Raw genomic sequence first — 23,866 nt, forward strand, 5'->3', positions numbered from 1 at the left:
CGGGCGGGCACCCTCGCAGGGGGCGCCCGCCCCCCATGACGATTCACATCCGGGTCCTGAAGAGGAAATTGGAACAATGGCTTCCGTGAACATGGCCGACGTCAAGCGGCTTCGCGAGATGACCGCCGCCGGCATGATGGACTGCAAGAAGGCGCTTGAGGAGGCCGAGGGCGACTTCGACAAGGCCGTCGACATCCTGCGTCTCAAGGGCGCCAAGGACGTCGGCAAGCGCGAGGCCCGCACCGCCTCGAACGGCCTGGTGGCCGTCAAGCACGAGGGCGACTCCCTGGCCGCGCTGCTCGAGCTCAACTGCGAGACCGACTTCGTCGCGAAGAACGAGCGCTTCCAGCAGTTGGCCGCTGACATCGTCGGGCACGTCGCGGCGACCAAGCCCGGCGACGTGCCGGCCCTGCTGGAGTCCCAGCTGAACGGTAAGAGCGTCAAGGAACTGCTCGACGAGACGAACGCCGCGCTCGGCGAGAAGATCGAGATCCGTCGGTTCTCCGTGCTCGACGGCGGGTACATCGTGTCGTACATGCACAAGACCGACCCGCAGCTTCCGCCGGCGGTCGGTGTGCTGATCCAGCTCGACAAGCCGAACGCCGAGGTGGCCAAGGACATCGCGCAGCACACCGCGGCGATGGCGCCGAGGTTCCTGAGCCCCGCCGACGTGCCGGCCGAGGTGATCGAGAAGGAGCGGTCGCTGTTCGAGCAGATGACCCGCGACGAGGGCAAGCCCGAGGCGGCCATCTCGAAGATCGTCGATGGCCGTGTCAACGGCTGGTACAAGGACTTCACGCTCGTGGAGCAGGCGTTCGTGAAGGACAACAAGAAGACGATCGCCAAGGTCGCGGACGAGGCAGGGGTCAGGGTTCTGGCCTTTACCCGTTACAAGGTCGGGCAGGCTTAGGCTTATCGCCAAGGAGCCGTTGACCCGCGGATATCTCGAGGAGGCCGCCGCCGTGCAGGAAAACACCAGACCCGCCACGCCGGCGGCTTCGTCGTACGACGGGCCGCTGCGCTGGAAGCGGGTGATGTTGAAGTTGTCGGGCGAGGCGTTCGCCGGGGGAGACACTCTCGGCATCGACCCGCTCGTCGTCGCCCAGCTCGCCGACTCCGTCGCCGAAGCCGTCCGCGAGGGCGTGCAGGTGGCGGTGGTCGTCGGCGGCGGCAACATGTTCCGCGGCGCAGCCCTTTCCGAGCAGGGCATGGACCGTGCCCGCGCCGACTACATGGGCATGCTCGGGACCGTCATAAACTGCCTCGCGCTGCAGGACTTCCTGGAGAAGCGCGGGATCGACACCCGTGTGCAGACCGCGATCACGATGCAGCAGGTCGCCGAGCCGTTCCTGCCCCGCCGGGCGATCCGCCACCTGGAGAAGGGCAGAGTGGTCATCTTCGGTGCGGGGCTGGGATCGCCGTTCTTCTCGACCGACACCTGTGCGGCACAACGGGCTCTGGAGATCGGCGCCGAGGCGCTGCTGAAGGGTACGCAGGTCGACGGCGTCTACGACTCGGACCCGCGGAAGAACCCCGACGCGGTACGGTTCGACCAGCTTGAGTACGGTGAGGTGCTGACGCGAGGTCTCGGGGTCATGGACGCCACCGCGATCAGCCTGTGCATGGACAACGGCCTGCCCATCGTGGTCTTCGACCTGATGGGCGAGGGCAACATCCTGCGGGCGGTTCGAGGTGAGAAGATCGGCACGCTGGTGAGTCCGGCAGGGAAATAGGGAGCCGCAGTGATCGACGAAACCCTCCTCGAGGCGGAGGAGAAGATGGACAAGGCGGTGGCGGTCGCCAAGGAGGACTTCTCGGGCATCCGCACCGGCCGCGTCACCCCCGCGATGTTCAACAAGATCAACGTGGACTACTACGGGTCGCCGACGCCGATCCAGCAACTCGCGTCGTTTCACGTCCCCGAGGCCCGGATGGTCCTTGTCCAGCCGTATGACAAGGGCGCGCTGAACGCGATCGAGAAGGCCATCCGGGACAGCGATCTCGGGGTCAACCCCGGCAACGACGGTGCGGTCATCCGCGTGGTGTTCCCCGAACTCTCGCAGGAGCGCCGCAAGGAGTACGTAAAGATCGCCCGCAACAAGGCGGAGGGCGCCCGGGTCTCCATCCGGAACATCCGCCGCCACGCCAAGGAGATCCTGGACAAGATGGTCAAGGACGGCGAGGCCGGCGAGGACGAGGTCCACCGGGCGGTGAAGGAGCTCGACGACCTCACCCAGAAGCACGTCGCGAAGATCGATGAGCTGCTCAAGGGCAAGGAAGCCGAGCTGCTCGAGGTCTGACCGACGCCTCGGCCGCGGGATGCCTCGGGGTCGACGATCGGCTCGACCGTGATCCTTGTGCCGCGCCGCCCTCACGCGGCGCGGCACAAGGATCACGTGTATAGGGAGTAGGACGTTTTGGACGCAACGGCCGCCGCCTCGGAGAACGGGCCCGACCGGAAAGCGCTCGACGGTGACGGCGTCCCCGGCAATGGGGTCCCTGGAACGGCCGCGGCCGCCGGGGGCGGGAGCCGTACGGGACGGAACCTGCCGGCCGCGGTGGCGGTCGGCGTCGCGCTCGGCGCGGTCGTCATCGGCTCGCTCTACATTGTTAAGGCGGCCTTCCTGGTCGTCGTCCTGGCCGTCGTCGGCGTCGGCGTGCACGAACTGGCCAAGGCGTTCGCGATCCGCGGCATCCGGGTGCCGGTGATCCCGCTGCTCGCCGGAATGGCCGCGATGGTCGTCGGTCCGTACTGGGGCGGCGTCCCCTTCCTCGTCGGCGCGTTCGCGGTGACCGCGATGGTGTTGCTGGTCTGGCGGATGTTCCAGGGCGCCGACGGCTACGTCAGGGATGCTACGGCGAGCATGTTCATCACGGTCTACCCGGCGCTGTTCGCGGGGTTCGTGCCGCTGCTGCTGAAGCCGGAGGACGGCGCCGACCGGGTCGTGATCTTCATCGCCGTGACCGTCTGCAGCGACATCGGCGGCTATTTCGCGGGCATCTTCTTCGGCAGGCACCGGATGTCACCGCTCATCAGCCCGAAGAAGACCTGGGAGGGATTCGCCGGCTCGGCGGTCGCCTGCGTGGTCGCCGGGGCGTTACTCGTCCACTTCCGACTCGACTCGGGCTACTGGCAGGGTGCGGTGCTCGGCGCGGTCGTGGTCGTCTGCGCCACCCTCGGTGACCTCATCGAGTCGGTGGTCAAGCGTGACCTCGGCATCAAGGACATGGGCACGCTGCTGCCCGGCCACGGCGGCGCCATGGACCGCCTCGACTCCCTGCTCTTCACGCTCGTCCCGGTCTGGCTGCTGCTGACGCTCCTCGTCAGTCCATGACCGTGCACGACGCTGTCAGATGTGCGCCGGTCAGACCCGGTGCCGTACGGCCAGGCGCTCGGCGAGCACTTCGTGCCCGTGCTCGGCGGTGAAGCGGAGCTCGGCCTCGGTGAGCGGGAACAGCCACAGCCAGCGGACCGGATCACCCCCGACTGCAAATCCTGACATGTCCGGAAATCCCGGTGGGTCGACGAGCATGATGACCCCCTGGTAGCCCCCGTCGAGAGGGAAGGTGTCAGGTCTTCGGAACCACCGCGCCGTGTGGCCGTCCCCCAGCCAGGTCACCGACCGCCAAGGATAGCGGCCCAACCAGGCGAACAGCCGGGCGACGGCCCGCGGGTCCTGCCGTGTCGCGACGGCCAACTCCACCCGGCAGGCCGTGTCGTAGAGTTCGGCTCCCGGCATCCGCTGGCAGCTCATCCCCACCGTCGACAGAATTGTGTGGTCCCGTTCCGCAGTGGCCGGGCGCTCGGTCACGCCGATCATCGGAAGGCCTCCGCCTCCGACGTTCCAGTAGCGGCCCGGCGGGCCGACCCTGCCGTCCAGGTGGCCCATCACGAACTGCTGGAACGAGGCCCAGCTTCCTTTCGCCTCCCGCCACATCCAGTACGCGCGCGCCTTGGCGACACGGGACGACAGTCCCTCCATCGCCTCAGCCAGCGGCCACGCGTACGGCGACTCGCCCACGGCGTCGCGGGCATAGCCGGGCATGCCGCGATCCATGTCCGCCCAGCTCGGAATGACGGCGAGGAGTTCGCCGTTCTCGAACAGGGCGACGCCGTCACCCTCCTCGAACCAGAGCACCGACAGCGCCGCCGGGTCCAGCGGCGGAGTGCCGGCCGGGCGGCCGGTGGCGTGCATCGGCAGCACGGGCGGGAGACCGCCGTCGGCCCGGACCGGATCCGCCGTGGCCGGCGCGGGGCAGTGGTTTGCCAGCCAGACCGCTCCGCGTACGGCGCCCCGGGCGTCCCGCAGGTAGGCTACGGAGGACTCCCGGTCGGTTTCGACTGTGAGGGCGCGGCTCCGGTACGGATTGGGGCTGGTGAGCACGGTGGTGATGTCCACCCGTCAACCTCCCGGTCGCCTCCGCAATCAGGCCGTCAGACTGAATGTAAGCCCGGTCGGGGCCGCCGTTAAGACCATGTTCCGCCATCCAGACGTTCCACCGACCAGACGTTCCGCCGACCACGAGATCGGAAGGTTTCCGCGTGAGCGAGCAGCCGACCACCACGCAGCCGACCACCGGGCAGCCGACCACCGGGCAGCCGACCACCGGGGAGCCGACCACCGGAAAGCCCCGGCCCGGCCAGCTGACCTTCGTCGCGCCGCGCCGGGCCAGGCCGCGACGCCACCTGGCCGATCTGAGCATGGCCGAGCGCCGGGAGGCGGTCGCCGAGTTGGGGGAGAAGCCGTTCCGCGCCGATCAGCTCTCCCGGCACTACTTCGCCAGGCTCACGGCCTCGCCGGAGCAGATGACCGATCTGCCCGGCGGGCTGCGCGAGCGGCTGGTCGAGGAGCTCATGCCGCCACTGCTGACGACCGTACGCGAGATCACCTGTGACGGCGGCACCACGCGCAAGACCCTGTGGCGGCTGTTCGACGGGTCGCTCGTCGAGTCGGTGCTGATGCGCTATCCCGACCGGGTCACCATGTGCGTGTCCTCGCAGGCCGGTTGTGGGATGAACTGTCCGTTCTGCGCCACCGGCCAGGCCGGTCTCACCAGGAACATGTCCACGGCGGAGATCGTCGAGCAGGTCGTCGCCGGGGCCCGGTCGCTGACCCGCGGCGAGGTCCCCGGCGGTCCCGGCCGGGTCAGCAACGTCGTCTTCATGGGCATGGGCGAGCCGCTGGCCAACTACAAGGCCGTCATCGGCGCGGTCCGCCGCCTCGTCGATCCCGCGCCCGAGGGTCTCGGCATCTCCGCCCGGGGCGTCACGGTCTCGACCGTCGGCCTGGTGCCCGCGATCGACAAGTTGGCGGGCGAGGGCCTGCCCGTCACGCTCGCCGTGTCCCTTCACGCGCCCGACGACGAACTGCGGGACACGCTCGTGCCGATCAACACCCGGTGGAAGGTCGCCGAGGTGCTCGGCGCCGCCTGGCGTTACGCGGAGACGACCAGGCGCCGGATCTCCATCGAGTACGCGCTGATCAAGGACATCAACGATCAGGAGTGGCGTGCCGACCTGCTGGGCCGCCTGCTCAAGGGCAAGCTCGTGCACGTCAACCTCATCCCGCTCAACCCGACGCCCGGCTCGAAGTGGACGGCATCCCGCCCGGAGGACGAGCGCGCCTTCGTCCGCCGGCTGGAGTCGCACGGCGTCGCCGTCACCGTACGGGACACCCGCGGCCGGGAGATCGACGGCGCCTGCGGCCAACTCGCCGCCGCCAACCCGTCGTGACTGTGGAAGGGCGAAATCCGTCCCTCGAGAAACCTCCACCAATCACTACTCGTCCATGTCGTACGAATCGATCACCGCTCGGACGTCTACCCCAGATAGGGGCGGCCTCTATCCAGCCCGACCGGGGCGTACGACTCAGGCGGTGACGCGGGCGACGGCGCGGATGGGGGCGCCGTCGGCGGCGCCGAGCCGCAGCGGCAGCAGGAAGACCTCGATCTCATGAGCCGCGGCCTGAGCCGCCAGCAGGTGGTCGAGGTTGCGCAGGTTCTCCGCGATGACGGCGTGCGCCCCGCACAGGACGCGGTGGGCGGGGATCTCGCCGGCCGGGGTGGGATCCACACTCAGCGCGTCGATCCCGACCGTCCGCGTCCCCGACCCCACGATCAGCTCGGCCGCCTCAACGGTGAGCCACGGATGCGCCAGATAGTTCTCGTCACCCCAGTGGGTCGCCCAGCCGGTGGCGATCAGCAGGATCGCCCCCGGCCGACCCGCTGACGCCAGTGCCGGGGCCAGCGCCTCGGGCGTGATCGGCGAGCGGGGCGGCAGGCCCCGCACGTCGGCGACGACCGCCGGGCCGATGAACCGATCGAGGGGCAGGTCCTCCAGCGTGGGCAGGTCGTCGTCGATGTGGAACGGCGCGTCCACGTGGGTGCCCGACTGCGACCCGAGGTGCAGGCCGAGGACGTTGACCCCCTCGACCGCGGCCGTGAGCGCCGGTTCGATCACCACCTCGGGATCCCCGGGGTAGACCGGCATCCCGGTCGCCATCGGCACCGTCAGGTCGATCAGCACGTCGCCTCCCACGGGTCGCTCAGAGCTTCGGTTTGCCGCTGCGGCAGAGCCAGGCGTCGAACAGCGCGTCCAGGTCCTGACCGGACAGCTTCTCCGCCAGGTCGACGAAGTCGCGGGTGGTCACCGTGCCGTGCCGGTTGTCCCTGGCCCAGGTCTTGAGCAGCGTGAAGAACGTATTGTCGCCGATCTTCTCGCGAAGCGCGTGCAGGGTCGTCGCGGCGTGCGGGAAGTACGGATCGCCGAGACCGGCCGAGCCGGGTGTGAAGGCACCGGCCCGGACCGCCTCAGTGGAAGCCGCGGCGGCAGCACCGTCGGCTGGAGGGTGACCAATGCGAGACCCGCGGCGGTGGTGAGCGCCGCGAAGGGGGATGATCTGCGAAGCATGCCCCCATCGAGGTGCATATCCGCCCGAACAGCCGCCGTTCCACCGTCTGATGAGATCGCTGAACTACCGGATAAGGGTGGAAGTCAGACGATAAGCTCCTGTGACCATGCGGGTCGCCAATCTCTCATTCCGCTATGGGCGGCGGGATCCATGGGTGCTGTCCGGGGTGGAGCTGGGCCTCGGCGCCGGGGACGTCATCGAGATCATCGGGATCAACGGCACCGGCAAGTCGACCCTCCTGCGCCTGATCGCGGGACTTCTCAGGCCCGTCAGAGGAACGATCGAGGATCGGCCCGGCGTGGTCGGGTACGCCCCTGAGCGTTTCCCGGCAGGTCAGCCGTTCACCGTCGCCGCCTATCTCCGGCACATCGCGGCGGTCCGCGGTGTCGATCCGCGATCGGCGGAGGAATGGTCCGAACGGCTCGGGATGGATCATCTGCTCGGGCAGCTGCTGCCGGACCTGTCCAAGGGGAGCGCCCACAAGGTGGGCCTCGCTCAGGCGCTGCTGTGCCGGCCGGGGCTGCTCGTCCTCGACGAGCCCTTCGCCGGTCTGGACGCGGCCACCCGGGACGAACTGCCACGCGTCGTCGACGAGGTCGCCGGTCGAGGGGGCATCGTCGTCGTCAGCGATCATCAGGGTGACCTGCGCGCGCTGCCCGGAAGGCGGCGGCACGAGGTCCGTGACGGCACCCTTCGCGAGGTCCCCGTCGCGGCGCCGGACGACGGTTCGGACGTCGCCGAGCCGGTCACGATGCTGGAGGTCAGCGTGGTCACGTCCAAGGCCGCGGACCTGGCGGAGCGCCTGCGGGCGGAGGGCCACGGCGTCCGGACGGTCGGTACGGCCCGGCCGGGCCGCACAACCGGGACGGTGGTGGGGCAGTGATGGCTCCGGTGATGGCTCTGGCCCGGTTCCGGCTTGCCGCCTACGCGCGCTCCCACAGGGCCGTTCAGCCTCTCATCGGGCTGCTTCCGCTGCTGGCGATCCTCTACGCGACGCCGGTTCCGGCGGGCGCCGAGCTGGGGGCCGCGGCCGACTCGGCCGCCATCCTCGTCCCGGTGTTCGCCTGGGCCGCCCGCGGCCTGCTCGACATCGAGCCGGACGAGCAGCGGATGATCTTCCGTACGGCCGTCGGCCGGTCGGAGGCGGTCAGCGGGCTGCTCGCCGCCTGCGCGTACGACCTCGCACTGGCGGCCGTCGCCATGGGGGCGCTCGTCCTGCGTCTGTCGGGCGCCCCCGGCCTGGCCGTACTGCTGGCGGGCGGATGCCTGCACCTGCTGTCGGTGATCGCGGGTGTGGTGCTCGGCGCGCTGACGAGCCGCCCGATCCTGCCCTCTCCCGCCGTGTCGAGCATGGTCCTGATCTTCGGCTACCTGGCCATGCTGCTCATCAGCCTGTCGGGGGTGCGCTGGCTCGGCGTCCCGCTGATGGCCTGGATGCGCGACGCCCACCACTGCGTCCTACTCGCCAATCTGCCCCTGCTCACGGTGCAGTCCCTGCTGTGGCCCGCCCTCGGCCTGGCCGCCTACGCGTACCTTCGCCGCACCCGTCCGTAACGTCAGGCGAGGGACCCACCTTCCGTGCGGTGATCACGGCGTAGCAGCGCGCGGGCCGCTTCGATCTCCTCGCGGGTCAGCGGATCTTGATCGGCCTCGAAGTCGGCCACGATCTCGCGGAGTTTGTCCATGGCCACATCCGCGCCGGCGGCGGCGTGGCGGGTGGCCAGGTCGATCCACCGGTCGGCGATGCGGCCCCACAGTTCCCGGAGGGCGGGTTCGGCGGCGGCGATCTCGGCGAGCATGGCGGACGCGTCCATGCCCAGCTCGGCGAGCTGGCCCGCCCCGCTCCGCGCCCACCGCTCGGTGGATTCGAGCAGCACCTCGGGATGGAACTGCACGCCCCAGGCCGCCGGGCCCAGCCGATAGGCCTGGTGGGGAAAGTCGGGGCAGAACAGCAGGGGCACCGCCCCGGGCGGCAACTCGGTGATCGCGTCATAGTGCCACTGGATGGCCCGTGCGTCGTCGGGGAGGCCGGTGAACAGCGCGTCCTGTGCGGCGGCGGGCCGGGCGGTCAGCGGGAACAGGCCGATCTGGGGGGCGGCGGCCTTCGCCACCGTGCCGCCGCAGGCATGGGCGAGCAACTGACCGCCCAGGCACACGCCCAGCGTCGGAATCTCGTCGCGTACGGCCTGCCGCAGCAGATCGGCCACCGCCGGCAGCCAGGGCGCCACATCCACGTCGTCGACGCCGGGGATGCCGCCGAGGACGAGGAACCCGTCGACGCCCTCCAGGGAACGCGGGAGGGCGTCGCCCCGCCAGGGGTGACGTAGGTCCAGTTTCACCTCGGCCGCCGCGATTCGGGTGCCGATGAGTCCGGGGCCGGCGCCGTCCTCGTGCTGGACGGCGAGGATCACGGGAGCGTTCACTGCCATCGCCTCGCTGATCGACGTAGGGGTGTGTCGGGCGGTCACCGCGGTCAGCGGGTGCCCCAGGAGTAGGTCTGCTTGTGCAGCTTCAGGTAGACGAACGTCTCGGTCGCCCGCACGCTGGAGATCGCCCTGATCTTGCCCAGGATCTCCAGCAGATGGGTGTCGCCCTCGCAGACCACCTCGACGATGAGGTCCACCGAACCCGCGGTCAGCACCACATAGTTGATCTCACTTATCGAGGAGAGCTCCTCGGCGACCGCGTCCAGATCGCCCTCGCACTTGATGCCGATCATCGCCTGCCGGGGGAACCCGAGCGACAGGGGGTCGGTGACCGCGACGATCTGCATCACGCCGAGGTCGAGCAGTCGCTGCACCCGCTGGCGTACCGCGGCCTCTGACAGTCCCACGGCCTTGCCTATCGCGGCGTACGGCTTACGCCCGTCGGCCTGAAGCTGCTCGATGATCTGCTTGGAGATCTCGTCGAGCACCACTGGCCCGCCCTTGCCGGGCGCGCGTACCTTCGGCGGATTCGTCATCCTCGGGGGGGTGTCCTCTCTGGGGGAGGGAGTGGGACAGGGGAGGGGCCATCACCGGTGTGACCTCGTGTTACAGGGTAGTTCCAGACAACCTGTGATCACGATCTGACATATTGTCAATTTCTCTGCTCGCGGCAAGCGATTTCGTAGCGATTTGGTATCTTAGCCACGGATTCCCTTGTAGTTGTCTGTTTTCTCTGTCAGAGTCGCGACAACTCCAGCCACCTCAACAGGAGGTCAATGGTGACCACCCGTCTCCAGAACTTCGTGAACGGGAAGTTCGTCGACGCCGTGAGCGGGCGCTTCTCCGACGTGGTCGACCCTACGACGGGCGAGGTCTACGCCCAGGCACCGGTATCGGGCCGAGAGGACGTCGACGCCGCCTACGCCGCCGCCACCGCCGCCTTCGAGACGTGGGGGCAGACCACGCCGGGCGAGCGGGCGGCGCTGCTGCTGAAGATCGCCGACGCGATCGAGGCGCGCGCCGACGAGATCAACGAGGCGGAGTGCCGCAACACCGGCAAGCCCCGGGCCCGGATGGCCGAGGACGAGACGCCGGTCGCAGCCGACCACTTCCGGTTCTTCGCCGGGGCCGCCCGCACACTCGAGGGCCCGACGGCCGGGGAGTTTCTCGCCGACCACACGTCGGTGATCCGGCATGAACCGATCGGCGTGATCGGTCAGGTCACCCCGTGGAACTACCCGATGATGATGGCGGTCTGGAAGATCGCCCCCGCGCTCGCCGCCGGCAACACGATCGTGCTCAAGCCCTCCGACACGACCCCCGCCGCCACACTCAAGCTCGCTGAGATCGTCGGCGACATCCTCCCGGCCGGCGTCTTCAACGTCGTCACCGGTGACCGTGAGACCGGCGCGCTGGTCGTCGGCCATCCGAGCGCGGACATGGTGGCGATCACGGGCTCGGTCGGCGCCGGCATGGCGGTCGCCCGTTCGGCGGCCGACGACCTCAAGCGTGTCCATCTGGAGCTCGGCGGCAAGGCCCCGGTCGTGGTGTTCGAGGACGTGAAGGACATCAGGGCCGCGGCCGAGGCGATCGCGGGCGCCGGCCTCTACAACGCCGGCCAGGACTGCACCGCCGCCTGCCGGGTCCTCGTCCAGGAGAGCATCCACGACGAGCTCGCCGCCGCGCTGGCCGAGGCCGCCGCCGCCACCAAGGTGGGCGGCCTGGACGACGAGGAGGCCTATTTCGGCCCGCTCAACAACCCCGCGCAACTCGCCAGAGTGGAGGGGTTCTTCGCACGCAAGCCCGACCACGCGAAGGTCCTGACCGGCGGCCACCGTGTCGGAGAGAAGGGGTACTTCTTCGCCCCGACCGTCGTGGACGGGCTCCAGCAGGACGACGAGATGATCCAGGACGAGATCTTCGGCCCGGTCATGACGATCCAGACGTTCACCGACGAGGCGGACGCGCTGGCCAAGGCGAACGGCGTGCGGTACGGGCTGGCCGGCTCGGTGTGGACCTCCGACCACGGCCGGGCCATGCGGATGTCCAAGCGCCTGGACTTCGGCGCGGTGTGGGTCAACACCCACATCCCGTTCGTGTCCGAGATGCCGCACGGCGGCTTCAAGCACTCCGGTTACGGAAAGGACCTTTCGGTCTTCGGCCTGCATGACTACACGCGTGTGAAGCACGTCATGCACTACATCGGCGAATAGGTCGCGGCAGCAGGCCGAGCCGTACGGCCTACCGACAAAGAGGGATAAGCCTGGAATGACAAACATCCAGGCGGGCACGGGGGCGGCCGTCGCGGCCGCCCCCGTATCAGCCGACGTGCCCGCCATCGAGCTCGACAGCGTCGTCAAGGAGTACGTGTCACACGGAGAGGTCGTTCCGGCGGTAAAGGGGGTCAGCCTCTCCATCGCCGAAGGCGAGTTCTTCTCCCTCCTCGGTCCGTCCGGCTGCGGCAAGACCACGACGATGCGGATGATCGCCGGGTTCGAGGAGCCCACTCGGGGGACCGTCCGGCTGCGCGGCGAGGACGTCACCAACGTGCCGCCGAACAAGCGCGACGTGAACATGGTCTTCCAGTCCTATGCTCTGTTCCCGCACATGAGCGTCTGGGAGAACGTGGCCTTCGGGCTCAGGCGCAAGAAGGTCCCCGGCGACGAGATCAAGCGCCGGGTGGGCGACATCCTGGAGGTCGTGGACCTGGTCGGCCGCGAGAAGCGCCGCCCCAAGGAGATGTCCGGCGGTCAGCAGCAGCGTGTCGCGCTCGCCCGCGCCCTGGTGAACCGGCCCCGGGCGCTGCTCCTGGACGAGCCGCTCGGCGCGCTCGACCTGAAGCTTCGCCAGGCCATGCAGATCGAGCTCAAGCGCATCCAGCGGGACGTGGGCATCACGTTCGTCTACGTCACCCACGACCAGGGCGAGGCGCTCACGATGAGTGACCGCATCGCCGTGATGAACGACGGGCTGGTGGAGCAGCTCGCCGACCCGCGCGAGATCTACGAGAGGCCGGCGACCAAGTTCGTCGCCGGGTTCATCGGCACCTCCAACCTGCTCAGCGGCACCGTGCAGCACGTGACCGGCGCGACCGCGGTGCTCGCGCTCGGCCCCAGCGACCGGATCGTGATCCCGGCCGACGGTACGGCGTCCACGGGCGACGCGGTCGACCTCACCGTCCGCCCCGAGAAGATCACCATCTCGACGGAGCAGCCCGTGGGCGACCTGAGCATCGTGCGCGGCACGGTGGCGGAGGTCGTGTACCTCGGCACATCCAACAGCTACACGGTGGTGCTCGCCGACGGCGCCGACATCACCGTGTTCCAGCAGAACGCGCACGACAGCACCATCACGGCCGGGCGAGGCGACACGGTCTGGCTCTCCTGGCAGCCCCGGCACTCCTACGCGCTGCGGTAACACCGATTCCCCCGAGCCGATTCCCCCGAGCGCGGTTCTCCAGAGCACGCACAGCAAATCCCCGGAGCACAACCTCATGAACGACTCCTCCAGGCAGGATCTCGCCTTCCTTCGCGGCATGACCGGACGGCGGCTCGGACGCCGCGACGCCCTGCGCCTGACCGGCCTGTCGGCCGCCGGGCTGGCCCTCGCCGCCTGTGGCGTGCAGGGCAAGAGCGTGGCCCGGCCGACCTCCTCCGCGCAGGTCGAGTCCGAGGTGGACAAATACTGGTCGGGCAAGGTGAAGAACGGCCACATCGACTTCGCCAACTGGCCGCTCTACATGGATCCCAAGCTGCCCGAGCTCAAGGAGTTCACCAAGCGGACCGGGATCACGGTGAACCACAAGGAGGTCATCCAGGAGACCACGAGTTGGTATGCCAAGATCCAGCCGCAGCTCGCCGCGGGTCAGTCCATCGACTACGACGTGATGATCGTCACCAACAGCTTCCAGCTCACCCAGTTGATCAAGCTGGGTTACCTGGCGCCGCTCGATCACGCACAGCTGCCGAACTTCGCCGAGAACGTCGGGGAGCGGTACAAGAACGAGGCGTTCGACCCGGGCAACGTCTTCACGGTCCCGTACGCCTCCGGCATGACCGGCATCGCGTACAACCCGAAGTACGTCGACACTCCGCCCACGAGCTACGCGGCGTTGTGGGATCCGAAGTACAAGGGCAAGGTCGGCATGATGGCCGACTCGCAGGAGATCGCGAACTTCGGGATGTTCGCCCTGGGCATCGACCCGGACAAGTCCACACTGGCCGACTGGGAGAAGGCGGCCGCGAAGCTCGAGGAACAGCGCGACTCCGGGATCGTTCGGAAATACTACGACCAGTCGTATATCGACCCGCTGGCCAAGGGCGACATCTGGATCACGCAGGCGTGGTCCGGTGACATCTTCCAGAAGAACCTCTCCGACGGCACCGACCTGAAGTTCGTGATCCCCGACGAGGGCGCGACCATCTGGACCGACAACTTCATGATCCCGAAGACGGCCGCCAACCCGGTCGACGCGATCATGATGATCGACTTCTTCTACGAGCCCGCCATCGCGGCGAGCCTGACCGAGTACATCAACTACGTCACCCCGGTGCCCGCGGCCAAGGAGATCATCGTCGAGAAGGCGGCCAAGGCGTCCGGGGAGGACAAGAAGACGCTCGACATGATCGCGAGCAGCCCGCTGGTGTTCCCGAGTGAGGACGACTACGCCAAGCTGCGGACTTATGTGACCTTCGCCGACAGCGAGGAGCACAAGAAGTTCGAGAGCGTCTTCCAGCCCATCACCACCTCATGAGCAGAAGGCTCAGGGCGGCGCTGACGCCGTACGCGCTGATCTTCCCGGGCGGCATCTGGCTGGCGATCTTCTTCGTGGTCCCGATGGTGGTCATGCTGTCGCTGTCGTTGCAGTCGGGCAGCGTGGAGGAAGGCTATGCCTTCGCCTGGAACTGGCACTCGTACGCCGATGGGCTGTCGAACTACCACGATCAGATCATCCGCTCGGTGATCTACGGCCTGGCCTCGACCGTGATCCAGATCATCATCGGCTTCCCGGTGGCGTACTGGATCGCGTTCAAGGGCGGCAAACACAAGTCGCTCTACCTGTTCCTGCTGCTGCTGCCGTTCCTGGTGTCGTTCGTGCTCCGGACGATCTCCTGGCAGTTCATGCTGTCCGACAACGGCATCCTGTTGGGCCCGCTGAAGAGCCTCGGGCTGCTGCCGGAGGGCTTCCGCGTCCTGGCCACGCCGTACGCCGTGATCGGCGGTCTCGCGTACAACTTCCTGCCGTTCATGGTGCTGCCGATGTACGTGGCGCTGGAGCGGATCGACCCGCGGGTGCTGGAGGCGGCGCAGGACCTGTACGCGAGCCGGTTCCAGACGTTCCTGCGCGTGGTGCTCCCGCTGTCGCTGCCCGGCGTGTTCGCCGGCGTGCTCATGACGTTCGTGCCGGCGACGTCGGACTACGTCAACGCGTCGGTGCTCGGCGGAACGAACACCACGATGATCGGCAACGTCATCCAGAACCAGTACCTGGTCACCCAGGACTACCCGACGGCCTCGGCGTTGTCGTTCACGCTGATGGCGCTGCTGTTGGTCGGCATCTTCGCCTACGCCAAGGCGCTGGGCACCGAGGACGTGCTGGAGGTGGCGGCCCGATGACCACACGCGGGAGGGCGGCCGGGCGCAGGCCCCTGCTGGCCGGCCGCGGCCTGCAGATATACACCTGGCTGGTGATCGCCTGGCTGGTCGCGCCGATCGCCGTCATGGTCCTGTTCGGGTTCAACGACACGCAGGGCCGCTACAACACCAGCTGGCAGGGCTTCACGCTCAAGTGGTACGGCAAGCTGTTCGAGATCGGCGACCTGACCGAGGCGCTGGTGAACTCGCTGCTCATCGCCCTGCTGACCATGGTGATCGCGGGCGTGCTCGGCTCGCTCATCGGGCTGGCCCTCGGCCGGTACCGCTTCCGCGGGTCGGGCACGACGAACGTCGTCATGTTCGCGGCCATCTCCTGTGCCGAGATCGTGATGGGCGCCTCGCTGCTGTCGCTGTTCGTGACCCTCGCCGTGCCGCTGGGCTTCTGGACGATCGTGATCTCGCACGTGATGTTCTCGATCTCGTTCGTCGCCGTGACGGTCCGGGCCCGGGTGATGACGCTGGACCGCTCGCTCGAGGAGGCCGCCAGGGACCTCGGCGCGGGCACCTGGACCACATTCCGCCTGGTCACCCTGCCCATGATTTTCCCGGGTGTGCTGGCGGGTTCGATGCTCGCGTTCGCGCTGTCCATCGACGACTTCGTGATCACGAACTTCAACGCGGGCGGCACGGTGACGTTCCCGCTGTGGATCTGGGGATCCACCCGCGTGGGCATCCCGCCCCAGGTCAACATCATGGGCACATTGATCTTCGCGGCCGGTGTGTCGATCGCGGTGATCAACGCCCTGATGGCCCGACGTCGTAGTTGATTTAGCGGTTCATGCCGCTGTAGGGAAGTGAAATGTGTGGATCCGCTGAAGGCCCTCGCTGACGCGGAGCGCAAGCCGTACTGGCTGGACCGTCCGATCGCGACGGATCCGCTGCCGCCGATCGACGCCCGGGAGGCCGCGGGCGCGGTCGCCGATCTGGCCGTGGTCGGAGGCGGCTTCTCCGGCCTGTGGACCGCGCTGCTGGCCAAGGAGCGAGAGCCCTCGCTCGACGTGGTCCTGCTGGAGGGCCGCAGGATCGGATGGGCCGCCTCCGGCCGCAACGGCGGCTTCTGCGCGGCCAGCATCACCCACGGCCTGGGCAATGGGCTGCGGCGCTGGCCCGAGGAGATCGCCACGCTGGAGCGGCTCGGGCGCCAGAACCTGGCCGAGATCGAGGCGACGCTCACGCGGTACGGCATCGACTGTTCGTTCGAGCGCACCGGCGAGCTGCACGTCGCCACCGAGGAGTGGCAGCTCGACGGGCTGGACGAGGAGGCGGAGGCCGCCGCTTCCCTCGGCCTGCGGCTGGACCGGCTCGACCGGGACCAGGTGCGGGCCGAGGTGGACTCCCCGACCTACCTCGGCGGCCTGTGGGACCGCGACGGGACCGCCATGGTCGACCCGGCCCGGCTGGCCTGGGGGCTGCGGGACGCCTGTCTGCGGCTCGGTGTGCGGATCTTCGAGCACACGCCGGTCAGGTCGGTGCGCGACGGCGGGAGGCTGCTGGAGCTCGTCACCCCCGGGGGCAGGGTCAGGGCCCGGCGGGTGGCACTCGGCACCGGCGTCTTCCCGCCGTTGTTGCGCCGACTCGGGCACTTCCTCGTGCCGGTGTACGACTACGCGCTGATGACCGAGCCGCTGCCGCCGGCCCGGCTGGCCGAGCTCGGCTGGCGGAACCGGCAGGGCGTGGGAGACTCGGCCAACCAGTTCCACTACTACCGGCTGACCGACGACAACCGGATCCTGTGGGGCGGCTACGACGCGGTCTACCACAACGGCGGCCTGATCAAGGCGGCGCACGACCAGCGCGACGCCACGTTCGAGAAGCTCGCCAGGCACTTCTTCGAGACGTTCCCGCAGCTCGATGGGGTGCGGTTCAGCCACCGCTGGGGCGGGGTCATCGACACCTGCAGCCGGTTCAGTGCCTTCTTCGGCACGGCGTACGACTCCCGTCTCGCCTATGCCGTGGGATACACGGGCCTGGGCGTGGGCGCCACCCGGTTCGGCGCCAACGTGATGCTCGACCTGCTCGGCGGCCCGGACCGTGCTGGTTCGGACTGGGGCGGCCCGGGCTTCGGCGGCGGCGACACCGAGCGGACCCGGCTGCGCATGGTCAGGGAGAAGCCGCTGCCGTTCCCGCCCGAGCCGTTCAGGTCAGGCGTCATCCAGCTCACCCGATGGTCGATGGCCCGGGCCGATGCCCACCAGGGCCGTCGCAACGCCTGGCTGCGCCTCCTCGACGCCATGGGCCTCGGCTTCGACTCCTGACCCCCCACCCCTCTGGGGGGAGCGGGGGGAGGGGTCGCCTCACCCCGCGTCGGTGAGCCAGCGCAGGGGGTTCTCGCACATCATCAGGTGAAGCGTGTCGTTGTCGACACCCGCTCCGCTCAGGGCCGGGATGAGCGTGTCGAACAGCCGGGCGTACCCGTGCCCGCCGTAAGCGGCGACGTGCTCCTGGCGCTCCACCCCGCTGCTGAGCAGCACCCGCTCGGCGTGCCCGGCGTCCAGGAGGGCCAGGACCTGCTCGGCCTCCCGTACGCTCACGTAGGCCCCGGTCTCGGCGATCTTGCGCTGGGCGGGGGCATCCGCGCCGCGGATGCTCAGCCGCCGCGCGGGAACGCCGTTGGAGAGCAGGAGCTCCAGCAGTTCGAGGCTTTCCGCGGCCACTGGAAGATCGGCATGCAATGAGGCGCGGGCCGCCGCGATCACCGCGCGTTCTTCGGCGGGAGTCGGGATCTCGTCCCACGAGGCCGCCACGATGAGCCCCGGCCGGGCGCCGGTCCCGTCGAGTCCGGCGCCGATCTCCCGCAGCAGGTCGCCGGTGAGGTCGTCCACATCGCGGTGCCGGATCAGATGGCCGGAGAACGGCTCGGCGGCGAAGCCCGTCGCGGTCACGACGTGGACCCGGGTGTCCATGGAGACGCGGGCCAGCGCGGCCGGATCCCTCGCCATACCCAGGCAACTGTGCTCGACGATCAGTGTGAGGCCGTGCTCCCGCCCGAGGACTCTGATCTCGGGAATGATGTGCCGTTCCTCGTCCAGCCAGCGTCGCGGGTCGGATTCCACCCCGACGCCCCAGCGGGTGTCGGTGCGCATGTGCTCATGGGGCAGCACCGGTCCGTCCAGCTCCGAGACGGGAACCGCGCCGGTGACTGTCTGGATGCGGGGGAACGAAGCGCCGGACATGCCCGGACATTACCCGATTTTTGCGTTTCGTGCCCTATAACCTGCCAATTTGTAACGTTCTGCGGCTTCCGTCGGTCAGCTCAGCGTGGCCGTGGCCAGCTTGGCGCCGAAGCCCAGGAACAGGATGCCCGCACCCGAGGTCAGACCGGCCGACAGTGCGCGGCGCCGCCGGAAGCGGTCGGCGAGGAGAGTGCCGCCGAAGATGAGCATCGTCAGATAGGCGACGCTGAAGACCTGGATGATCAGCGCGAGGATCAGGAACGACAGCGCGGGCGCGCCGTACGACGGGTCCACGAACTGCACGAAGAACGCCACGAAGAACAGGATCGCCTTGGGATTGAGCAAACTGATCGTAAGGGCCCTGCGGAATGGACCGCTCTCAGGCGGCACGCGCGCCTCGGCCGCCTCGACCTCACGGGGCGCGGCGGGGGAGCGCAACGACTTCCAGGCCGTGCGAACCAGGCCGAAGCCGATCCACGCCAGGTACGCCGCGCCGGAGTACTTGACCACCGAGAACAGCAGCGGCGTGGACTTCAGCAGCGAGGCCACGCCTGCCGCCGAGAGGAACATCAGCACGCTGTCGCCGACGAAGACCCCGCACGCGGCACGGTAGCCGTACCTGACACCTCGCCTCGCCGCGGTGGAGAGCACGAACAGCGAGTTGGGGCCGGGCAGCAGGATGATGAGGAACGAGCCGAGGACGTAGGTCCAGATGTTGGTGATGCCGAAGAACAACGTTGCTCCCACAAAAAATGATGTTTCACCATATATCCGCACCACGATCTTCAGGTCGACACCCCGCCCGGTCCGCGAAGGTGAAAGTCGCAGCGGCCCGGGATGATGTGACGAAAATCACAGGCGAAGGCTGGAACGTGCCCTGCTGCGGGATGAGCCGACCATAAGCGGTGCTTAAGGTTGCGTGGATTGTCCGCTGGTCAGGCCGTCGCTACGCTCCCTCGGCAATCTCGTCAACGCGTACGGTCACGCCCCGGCATCTCGGAGTCATCCCATGGGAGCGATCACGCGAGGCGCCTTCACCGTGCTGGTCCTCGCCGCAGTCATGTCCTCGCTGTTCGTCGTGTGGTACGGCGTATGGCACGGCGGCCAGGTCCAGGCAACGGGGAGCACGCCCCCCGCCGCCAGGCGGACCCTTGTCATGACCAACCCTCCGCTGTCCCCGGTGGCCGCGGTCGCGCCTGCCTCGGGGGAGAGTTCCGCCGCCGCCGCCGCTGCCGCCGCTGACGAGGAGGAGGGCCCGGCCGATGGGTCCGATGACGATGCCCCGCCCGAGCCGGAGGTGACCGTGACGGTCCGGGTGACCGTCACGCCCTCCCCGCCGCCTCCCCCTCCCCGGCCGTCTCCCACGCCGCGGACGGCGCGGGTGGGATATCTGGCCCAGCGCGGTGCCTTCGGCGGCACGTCCACGGTGATGAGCCTGGAGACCAGTGGCCTGGCGGCCCGGCTGACCCACGTCAACTACGCCTTCGCCAACATCGACCCCGACGCGCTGACCTGCCTGAGCGGGGTGACCAGGCCGCCCCTGCCCGACCCCGACGATCCCGATCAGGGGGACGGCGCCGGCGACGCCTGGGCCGACTACCTGCGGGGGTTCTCCGCGGCAGAGTCGGTGGACGGGGTCGCCGACGCGCCCGACACAGCGCTGGGCGGCAACTTCAACCAGCTCAAGAAGCTCAAGGCCCGTCACCCCGGCCTCAAGACGTTGATCTCGATCGGTGGTCCGAGCTACTCCAAGTACTTCTCCGACGTCGCGGCGACGGCCGAGAGCAGGCGGAGGTTCGTGAGGTCATGCCTGGACGCCTACATCAGAGGTGATCTTCCGGAGTTCGGCGGACGGGGCGGCCCGCGCAGCGCCGAGGGCGTCTTCGACGGCATCGACATCGACTGGGAGTGGCCGGGGTCCGGGGGACATGCCGGAAACCATGTCAGCGACGCGGATCGGGAGAACCTGACCGAGCTGCTCGCCGAGTTCCGCTGCCAGCTCGACGCGCTCGGTGAGGAGACGGGCAGGCGCTATCTGCTGACCGTGTACCTGCCCAGGGACCGGAGGAGGCTCACGGACGGCTTCGACCTCGACCGGATCTACGATCACGTGGACTTCGTCAACGTGCAGGGAGCGGGGGCGCGTCAGGAAGGCGTGGAATCGGGTCTTGTCGGGCATCCGGCGTAGAGCTACGATCCGACCAATCTCAGTAAGGTTTCTGTAAAGAGGCGGCCTTGGGAGCCTGGTGGACGCCGAGACTGCGCACGCGAACTCCCCGGCCGTCCGGTCGCCGGCCCGGTGGGAGGAGTTCGGCCGACGCCTGCGGCACTGGCGCCGGCGGGCCGGGCTCACACAGGCGCAGGTCGGGATCCACGTCGGCTACGACCACAGCGCGATCAGCAAGCTGGAGGGCGGAAGCCGGGAGCCGTCCCCCCGGCTCGTGCGGCGACTGGACGACCTGCTCGGCACCGGTGGGGAGCTGCAGGCGGCCTATACGGCGGCGGCTCTGCCCGGACAGGCGGGGACCGGCACGGGCTCGATCGGACTGTCCCTGTCCACTCCGCTGCCCGGAGACGGCAGAGCACTGCTGGCCGACATGGAGATCCTCGAAACGCTGAGTTGGCCGTCCCACCTGCCCAGTTATGGGCTGGCGTGCCCGCTTCACGACACCGCGGGCTGTGCGGTGCCCGTTCCGGCGGAGGCGCTGTCGACCTATCTCGCCTCCTGCGCGTTCGACCAGACCTCTCCACCCCCGCAGAGCATCGACGCCGATGCCGTGCACGTGCTGGCCGCGCTCCTGGCGGCGTACTGGCAGGCGGCCGACGAGCGGGTGGCGGCGGTGCTCGTCACAGTGGTCGAGCACGCGCTGCACGCGATCGTGCGGTGGACGGAGGTGCTCGCCGGGCCGTACCGGCGGGCGTTGCTCAGCCTCGCCGCCGGTTACGCGCAGTTGGCCGCGGTGCTGCGGATGCAGCGCGGCCAGCACGGCATGGCCGCGGCCTGGTTCGGCGGCGGCCTGCGCTGGGCCGCCATGGCCGAGGACCTCGTGGCGCGCGTGTCCCTGCTCGGCGACATGAGCACGCTGGCCCGGCTCGAAAACGACCCGCAGTCCGCTCTGGCGTACGCGCGCGGGATCCGGGCGGCCGGACCGGACCGGCCCTGGGTGGCGGCCCTTGCCGATCTCTACGAGGCCCGGGCACACGGGTTGGGCGGCGACGCGGCCGAGTGCCACCGGCATATCGCGCACGCCAGGGTGCATCTGACCCGGTTCGGCGAGCGCGACGAGCTCGAGGCGCCCTGGCTGTGCGGCGCCGCCGGTCACCTCCGCGTCGAGTCGAGCACCGGCGGCGCGCTGCGTGACATCGCGGTCGTCACGGCCAACCGGTCCGTGGCCGGTCTGGCGGTCCAGGCGATCGAGCGGTCGCTGCGCCATCTGCCGCCGCACATGCGTCCCGCTCGGGTGATGCTCACACTGCGGCTGGCCGATGGCTACGCCTGCGCCGGAAACGTCGAGACCGCGCTGGTGGTCGCCGAGTCGGTGCTCGCCGACGCGGTCGCCGTGCCGACCACGATGATCAGCCAGGAGCTGCGGGGCCTGCGCGACCGGATGGTCGCCCGCTGGGGCGGTCGGCCCGATGTGCGGGATTTCGCGGCCCGAGCCGGCGGTTTCCTTTACTGATCTCCGCTGTCGATCTCTTTGGCCGAGTCGGCCGCACTTGCGGGTGCTTGTCGATTCCTTGCCAACCGCATCTCGGAGCGGTTTCACTTCGTCACCTTCCGTCACGGAAATCCCGCTGAACCTGATCGCCGTGCCGTACGGATCGACAAAGTTTGCATGCTCTGTCTAGATCATTGACCCGATCTGTCGAGATTGGGACGGTCTGGTCGCGGCGCTCCTGCCCTGTCCCGGCGCACACATGACCGGTACAGGTCCCGCGTCGATGTCGCGGCACGGCCACCCGGCCGGGCCGCGGTCCCCCCCACATCGTCTAGCAGCGAGGACGACATGAGAGGTTTCCTCCGAAGACTGACTCCGATCGGCATCGCCGCCGTGGCCGTCGCGGCCACGACCGCGATCCCCATTTCGACGGCCCTGGCCTCGACTGCCGCGGACCCGGCCCCCGACCCCGCCATCACGGCCAAGGCCGACCGGGCCATCGCGCAGCACAGTGAGGCCGTGCGCGCCGGGGGCTCCGACAAGTACGCCGTGTCCGCCACCAACGTGGACGACAACGGCACGGCCCACGTGCGCTACACCCGGAAGTACCACAACCTGCGGGTCCTCGGCGGCGACTTCGTCGTCCACCTCAACACGGACGGCGCCTTCGACGGGGCGTCGGTGGGCCTGACGGCGCCGCTCACGCTCGGCGTCACCCCGAAGATCAGCGCGGCCGACGCGGCCGCCAAGGCCAAGGACGCGTTCACCGGAGAGGCCGGCGAGGTCGGCAAGCCCGAACTGATCGTCGACGCCTCCACAGGGAACGGCAGGCTGGCCTGGGAGACCGTGGTCAGCGGTGTGGCCGAGGACGGGCAGACACCGTCGCGGCTGCACGTGATCACCGACGCGCTCGCCGGGACGGTCCTGTCGTCGTTCGACGAGATCAGGCACGTCGACGGCACCGGAAACTCGATCTACTCGGGCACCGTCACGATCTCCACTTCGGGGTCGAGCGGCTCCTACAGCATGGTGGACGTGGCCCACGGCAACGGCCGTACGTGTGACATGAACAACCGCACCAGCGGCACCTGCACGACGTTCACCGACTCCGACAACACCTGGGGCAACGGCTCCAACAGCAACCGGCAGAGCGCGGCCGTCGACGCGCACTACGGCGCATCGACCACGTTCGACTACTTCAAGAACGTGCACGGCCGCAACGGCATCTTCGGCAACGGTCAGGGCGTGCCGAGCCGCGTCCACTACGGCAGCAACTACGTGAACGCCTTCTGGGACGGCTCCCAGATGACGTACGGCGACGGGTCGGGCAACTCCCGGCCGCTGGTCGCGATCGATGTGGCCGGGCACGAGATGAGCCACGGCGTGACCGAGCGCACCGCCAACCTGACCTACTCCGGGGAGTCCGGCGGCCTCAACGAGGCGACCAGCGACATCTTCGGCAGCATGGTGGAGTTCTACGCCGACAACACCTCCGACCCCGGTGACTACGACATCGGCGAGAAGATCAACATCCGCGGCGACGGCAGTCCGTTGCGCTACATGTACAACCCGTCGCTGGACGGAAGCTCGCACTCGTGCTGGTCGACCAGCACGAACAGCGTCGACGTGCACTACTCCTCCGGCGTCGGCAACCACTTCTTCTTCATGCTCGCCGAGGGCTCCGGCAGCACGCGGTACGGCAACTCGCCGGTGTGCGGCTCGGCCCCGGCCGTGACCGGCATCGGCCGCGACAAGGCGGCGAAGATCTGGTTCCAGGCCCTGGCCAACCACTTCACCTCCAGCACCCGCTACGTGAACTCCAGCAACCCGGGCAACACCGCCCGCGCCTACACCCTGCGCGCCGCCACCGATCTCTACGGCAACTGCTCCACTGAGTACAAGGCCGTCCAGGCGGCCTGGACCGCCGTAAACGTGGCCGGCAACGACAGCACCTGCGGGGGCAACCCCAACCCGAGCCCCAGCCCCACCGTCAGCCCCAGCCCCGGCCCCACCTCCAACCCGGGCACCTGCACGGGCTACCA

The 23,866-nt window shown here is 69.0% G+C and carries 22 protein-coding genes; 16 read left to right on the plus strand and 6 right to left on the minus strand.

The window, feature by feature from the left end; genetic code table 11:
• Positions 1-76 precede the first annotated feature (76 nt).
• From tsf to Mth01_RS24810, 4 genes are all read left to right on the plus strand, one after another.
• Entirely contained in the window at positions 77-910 is an 834-nt protein-coding gene (gene tsf, locus Mth01_RS24795) for a translation elongation factor Ts (protein ID WP_204018351.1), read from the plus strand.
• Positions 911-1,034: 124 nt separating this feature from the next.
• A complete protein-coding gene (pyrH, locus tag Mth01_RS24800) occupies positions 1,035-1,733 on the plus strand; it encodes a UMP kinase (RefSeq protein ID WP_239089979.1) in 699 nt (232 codons plus the stop codon).
• 9 nt (positions 1,734-1,742) lie between these two features.
• On the plus strand, positions 1,743-2,300 hold the full coding sequence (frr, locus tag Mth01_RS24805) for a ribosome recycling factor (protein ID WP_204018352.1): 558 nt from the start codon (positions 1,743-1,745) through the stop codon (positions 2,298-2,300).
• 117 nt (positions 2,301-2,417) lie between these two features.
• On the plus strand, positions 2,418-3,335 hold the full coding sequence (locus tag Mth01_RS24810) for a phosphatidate cytidylyltransferase (RefSeq protein WP_204018353.1): 918 nt from the start codon (positions 2,418-2,420) through the stop codon (positions 3,333-3,335).
• Positions 3,336-3,365: 30 nt separating this feature from the next.
• On the opposite strand, the gene Mth01_RS24815 is transcribed toward Mth01_RS24810, so the two are convergent.
• Positions 3,366-4,400, minus strand: coding sequence for a suppressor of fused domain protein (locus Mth01_RS24815; RefSeq protein ID WP_239089975.1), 1,035 nt, complete (start codon positions 4,398-4,400; stop codon positions 3,366-3,368).
• Positions 4,401-4,645: 245 nt separating this feature from the next.
• On the opposite strand from Mth01_RS24815, the gene rlmN reads away from it, so the two are divergent.
• Positions 4,646-5,734: a 23S rRNA (adenine(2503)-C(2))-methyltransferase RlmN gene (gene rlmN, locus Mth01_RS24820; protein WP_239089980.1), complete on the plus strand. Its 1,089-nt coding sequence runs from the start codon at positions 4,646-4,648 to the stop codon at positions 5,732-5,734.
• 135 nt (positions 5,735-5,869) lie between these two features.
• Here the strand turns inward: rlmN and Mth01_RS24825 are convergent, their stop codons facing one another.
• Positions 5,870-6,526 (minus strand): cyclase family protein, encoded by a 657-nt coding sequence (locus tag Mth01_RS24825; RefSeq protein ID WP_239089976.1) that lies wholly within the window; start codon positions 6,524-6,526, stop codon positions 5,870-5,872.
• A 491-nt stretch (positions 6,527-7,017) separates the two neighbouring features.
• Between Mth01_RS24825 and Mth01_RS24830 the strand changes: the two genes are divergently transcribed.
• Positions 7,018-7,794: an ABC transporter ATP-binding protein gene (locus Mth01_RS24830; RefSeq protein ID WP_204018355.1), complete on the plus strand. Its 777-nt coding sequence runs from the start codon at positions 7,018-7,020 to the stop codon at positions 7,792-7,794.
• A complete protein-coding gene (locus Mth01_RS24835) occupies positions 7,794-8,465 on the plus strand; it encodes a hypothetical protein (protein WP_204018356.1) in 672 nt (223 codons plus the stop codon). The genes Mth01_RS24830 and Mth01_RS24835 overlap by 1 nt, the downstream gene beginning before the upstream one ends.
• Positions 8,466-8,467: 2 nt before the next feature.
• Here Mth01_RS24835 and Mth01_RS24840 read toward each other — a convergent pair whose 3' ends face one another.
• Both Mth01_RS24840 and Mth01_RS24845 read right to left on the minus strand, forming a co-directional pair.
• Positions 8,468-9,334 carry a type 1 glutamine amidotransferase gene (locus tag Mth01_RS24840; RefSeq protein ID WP_204018357.1) on the minus strand — a complete coding sequence of 289 codons (867 nt, stop codon included), beginning with the start codon at positions 9,332-9,334 and terminating at the stop codon, positions 8,468-8,470.
• A gap of 50 nt (positions 9,335-9,384) precedes the next feature.
• The gene (locus Mth01_RS24845) at positions 9,385-9,873 is read right to left on the minus strand and encodes an Lrp/AsnC family transcriptional regulator (protein ID WP_204018358.1); all 489 of its coding nucleotides are present in this window, start codon (positions 9,871-9,873) and stop codon (positions 9,385-9,387) included.
• A 240-nt stretch (positions 9,874-10,113) separates the two neighbouring features.
• On the opposite strand from Mth01_RS24845, the gene Mth01_RS24850 reads away from it, so the two are divergent.
• The 6 genes from Mth01_RS24850 (at position 10,114) to Mth01_RS24875 (ending at position 17,247) form a co-directional block, all read left to right on the plus strand.
• Positions 10,114-11,550, plus strand: a complete 1,437-nt coding sequence (locus Mth01_RS24850) for a gamma-aminobutyraldehyde dehydrogenase (RefSeq protein ID WP_239089977.1) — start codon at positions 10,114-10,116, stop codon at positions 11,548-11,550.
• A 55-nt stretch (positions 11,551-11,605) separates the two neighbouring features.
• Positions 11,606-12,754 carry an ABC transporter ATP-binding protein gene (locus Mth01_RS24855; RefSeq protein ID WP_204018360.1) on the plus strand — a complete coding sequence of 383 codons (1,149 nt, stop codon included), beginning with the start codon at positions 11,606-11,608 and terminating at the stop codon, positions 12,752-12,754.
• A 76-nt stretch (positions 12,755-12,830) separates the two neighbouring features.
• A complete protein-coding gene (locus tag Mth01_RS24860; protein WP_204018361.1) occupies positions 12,831-14,090 on the plus strand; it encodes a polyamine ABC transporter substrate-binding protein in 1,260 nt (419 codons plus the stop codon).
• On the plus strand, positions 14,087-14,953 hold the full coding sequence (locus Mth01_RS24865; RefSeq protein WP_204018362.1) for an ABC transporter permease: 867 nt from the start codon (positions 14,087-14,089) through the stop codon (positions 14,951-14,953). The genes Mth01_RS24860 and Mth01_RS24865 overlap by 4 nt, the downstream gene beginning before the upstream one ends.
• Positions 14,950-15,759 (plus strand): ABC transporter permease, encoded by an 810-nt coding sequence (locus Mth01_RS24870; protein ID WP_204018363.1) that lies wholly within the window; start codon positions 14,950-14,952, stop codon positions 15,757-15,759. The genes Mth01_RS24865 and Mth01_RS24870 overlap by 4 nt, the downstream gene beginning before the upstream one ends.
• Positions 15,760-15,795: 36 nt before the next feature.
• Positions 15,796-17,247, plus strand: a complete 1,452-nt coding sequence (locus tag Mth01_RS24875; protein ID WP_204018364.1) for an NAD(P)/FAD-dependent oxidoreductase — start codon at positions 15,796-15,798, stop codon at positions 17,245-17,247.
• A gap of 39 nt (positions 17,248-17,286) precedes the next feature.
• On the opposite strand, the gene Mth01_RS24880 is transcribed toward Mth01_RS24875, so the two are convergent.
• Positions 17,287-18,165, minus strand: coding sequence for a phosphotriesterase family protein (locus Mth01_RS24880; RefSeq protein WP_204018365.1), 879 nt, complete (start codon positions 18,163-18,165; stop codon positions 17,287-17,289).
• Positions 18,166-18,240: 75 nt separating this feature from the next.
• Positions 18,241-18,912, minus strand: coding sequence for a leucine efflux protein LeuE (leuE, locus tag Mth01_RS24885; RefSeq protein ID WP_239089978.1), 672 nt, complete (start codon positions 18,910-18,912; stop codon positions 18,241-18,243).
• 262 nt (positions 18,913-19,174) lie between these two features.
• On the opposite strand from leuE, the gene Mth01_RS24890 reads away from it, so the two are divergent.
• The 3 genes from Mth01_RS24890 to Mth01_RS24900 form a co-directional block, all read left to right on the plus strand.
• On the plus strand, positions 19,175-20,353 hold the full coding sequence (locus tag Mth01_RS24890) for a glycoside hydrolase family 18 protein (protein WP_204018366.1): 1,179 nt from the start codon (positions 19,175-19,177) through the stop codon (positions 20,351-20,353).
• 58 nt (positions 20,354-20,411) lie between these two features.
• Entirely contained in the window at positions 20,412-21,845 is a 1,434-nt protein-coding gene (locus Mth01_RS24895; RefSeq protein WP_204018367.1) for a helix-turn-helix domain-containing protein, read from the plus strand.
• 327 nt (positions 21,846-22,172) lie between these two features.
• A partial coding sequence (locus tag Mth01_RS24900) for a M4 family metallopeptidase (protein WP_204018368.1) occupies positions 22,173-23,866 on the plus strand: 1,694 nt, incomplete at its 3' end.

The organism is Sphaerimonospora thailandensis, from assembly GCF_016863115.1.
Classification (GTDB): domain Bacteria; phylum Actinomycetota; class Actinomycetes; order Streptosporangiales; family Streptosporangiaceae; genus Sphaerimonospora; species Sphaerimonospora cavernae.

Coding starts and splice junctions, on each gene's coding strand:
- tsf (WP_204018351.1), top strand. CDS start 77: ATGGCTTCCGTGAACATGGCCGACGTCAAGCGGCTTCGCGAGATGACC.
- pyrH (WP_239089979.1), top strand. CDS start 1,035: ATGTTGAAGTTGTCGGGCGAGGCGTTCGCCGGGGGAGACACTCTCGGC.
- Mth01_RS24830 (WP_204018355.1), top strand. CDS start 7,018: ATGCGGGTCGCCAATCTCTCATTCCGCTATGGGCGGCGGGATCCATGG.
- Mth01_RS24835 (WP_204018356.1), top strand. CDS start 7,794: ATGGCTCCGGTGATGGCTCTGGCCCGGTTCCGGCTTGCCGCCTACGCG.
- Mth01_RS24845 (WP_204018358.1), bottom strand. CDS start 9,873: ATGACGAATCCGCCGAAGGTACGCGCGCCCGGCAAGGGCGGGCCAGTG.
- Mth01_RS24850 (WP_239089977.1), top strand. CDS start 10,114: ATGGTGACCACCCGTCTCCAGAACTTCGTGAACGGGAAGTTCGTCGAC.
- Mth01_RS24855 (WP_204018360.1), top strand. CDS start 11,606: ATGACAAACATCCAGGCGGGCACGGGGGCGGCCGTCGCGGCCGCCCCC.
- Mth01_RS24860 (WP_204018361.1), top strand. CDS start 12,831: ATGAACGACTCCTCCAGGCAGGATCTCGCCTTCCTTCGCGGCATGACC.
- Mth01_RS24865 (WP_204018362.1), top strand. CDS start 14,087: ATGAGCAGAAGGCTCAGGGCGGCGCTGACGCCGTACGCGCTGATCTTC.
- Mth01_RS24870 (WP_204018363.1), top strand. CDS start 14,950: ATGACCACACGCGGGAGGGCGGCCGGGCGCAGGCCCCTGCTGGCCGGC.
- Mth01_RS24880 (WP_204018365.1), bottom strand. CDS start 18,165: ATGTCCGGCGCTTCGTTCCCCCGCATCCAGACAGTCACCGGCGCGGTT.
- Mth01_RS24890 (WP_204018366.1), top strand. CDS start 19,175: ATGGGAGCGATCACGCGAGGCGCCTTCACCGTGCTGGTCCTCGCCGCA.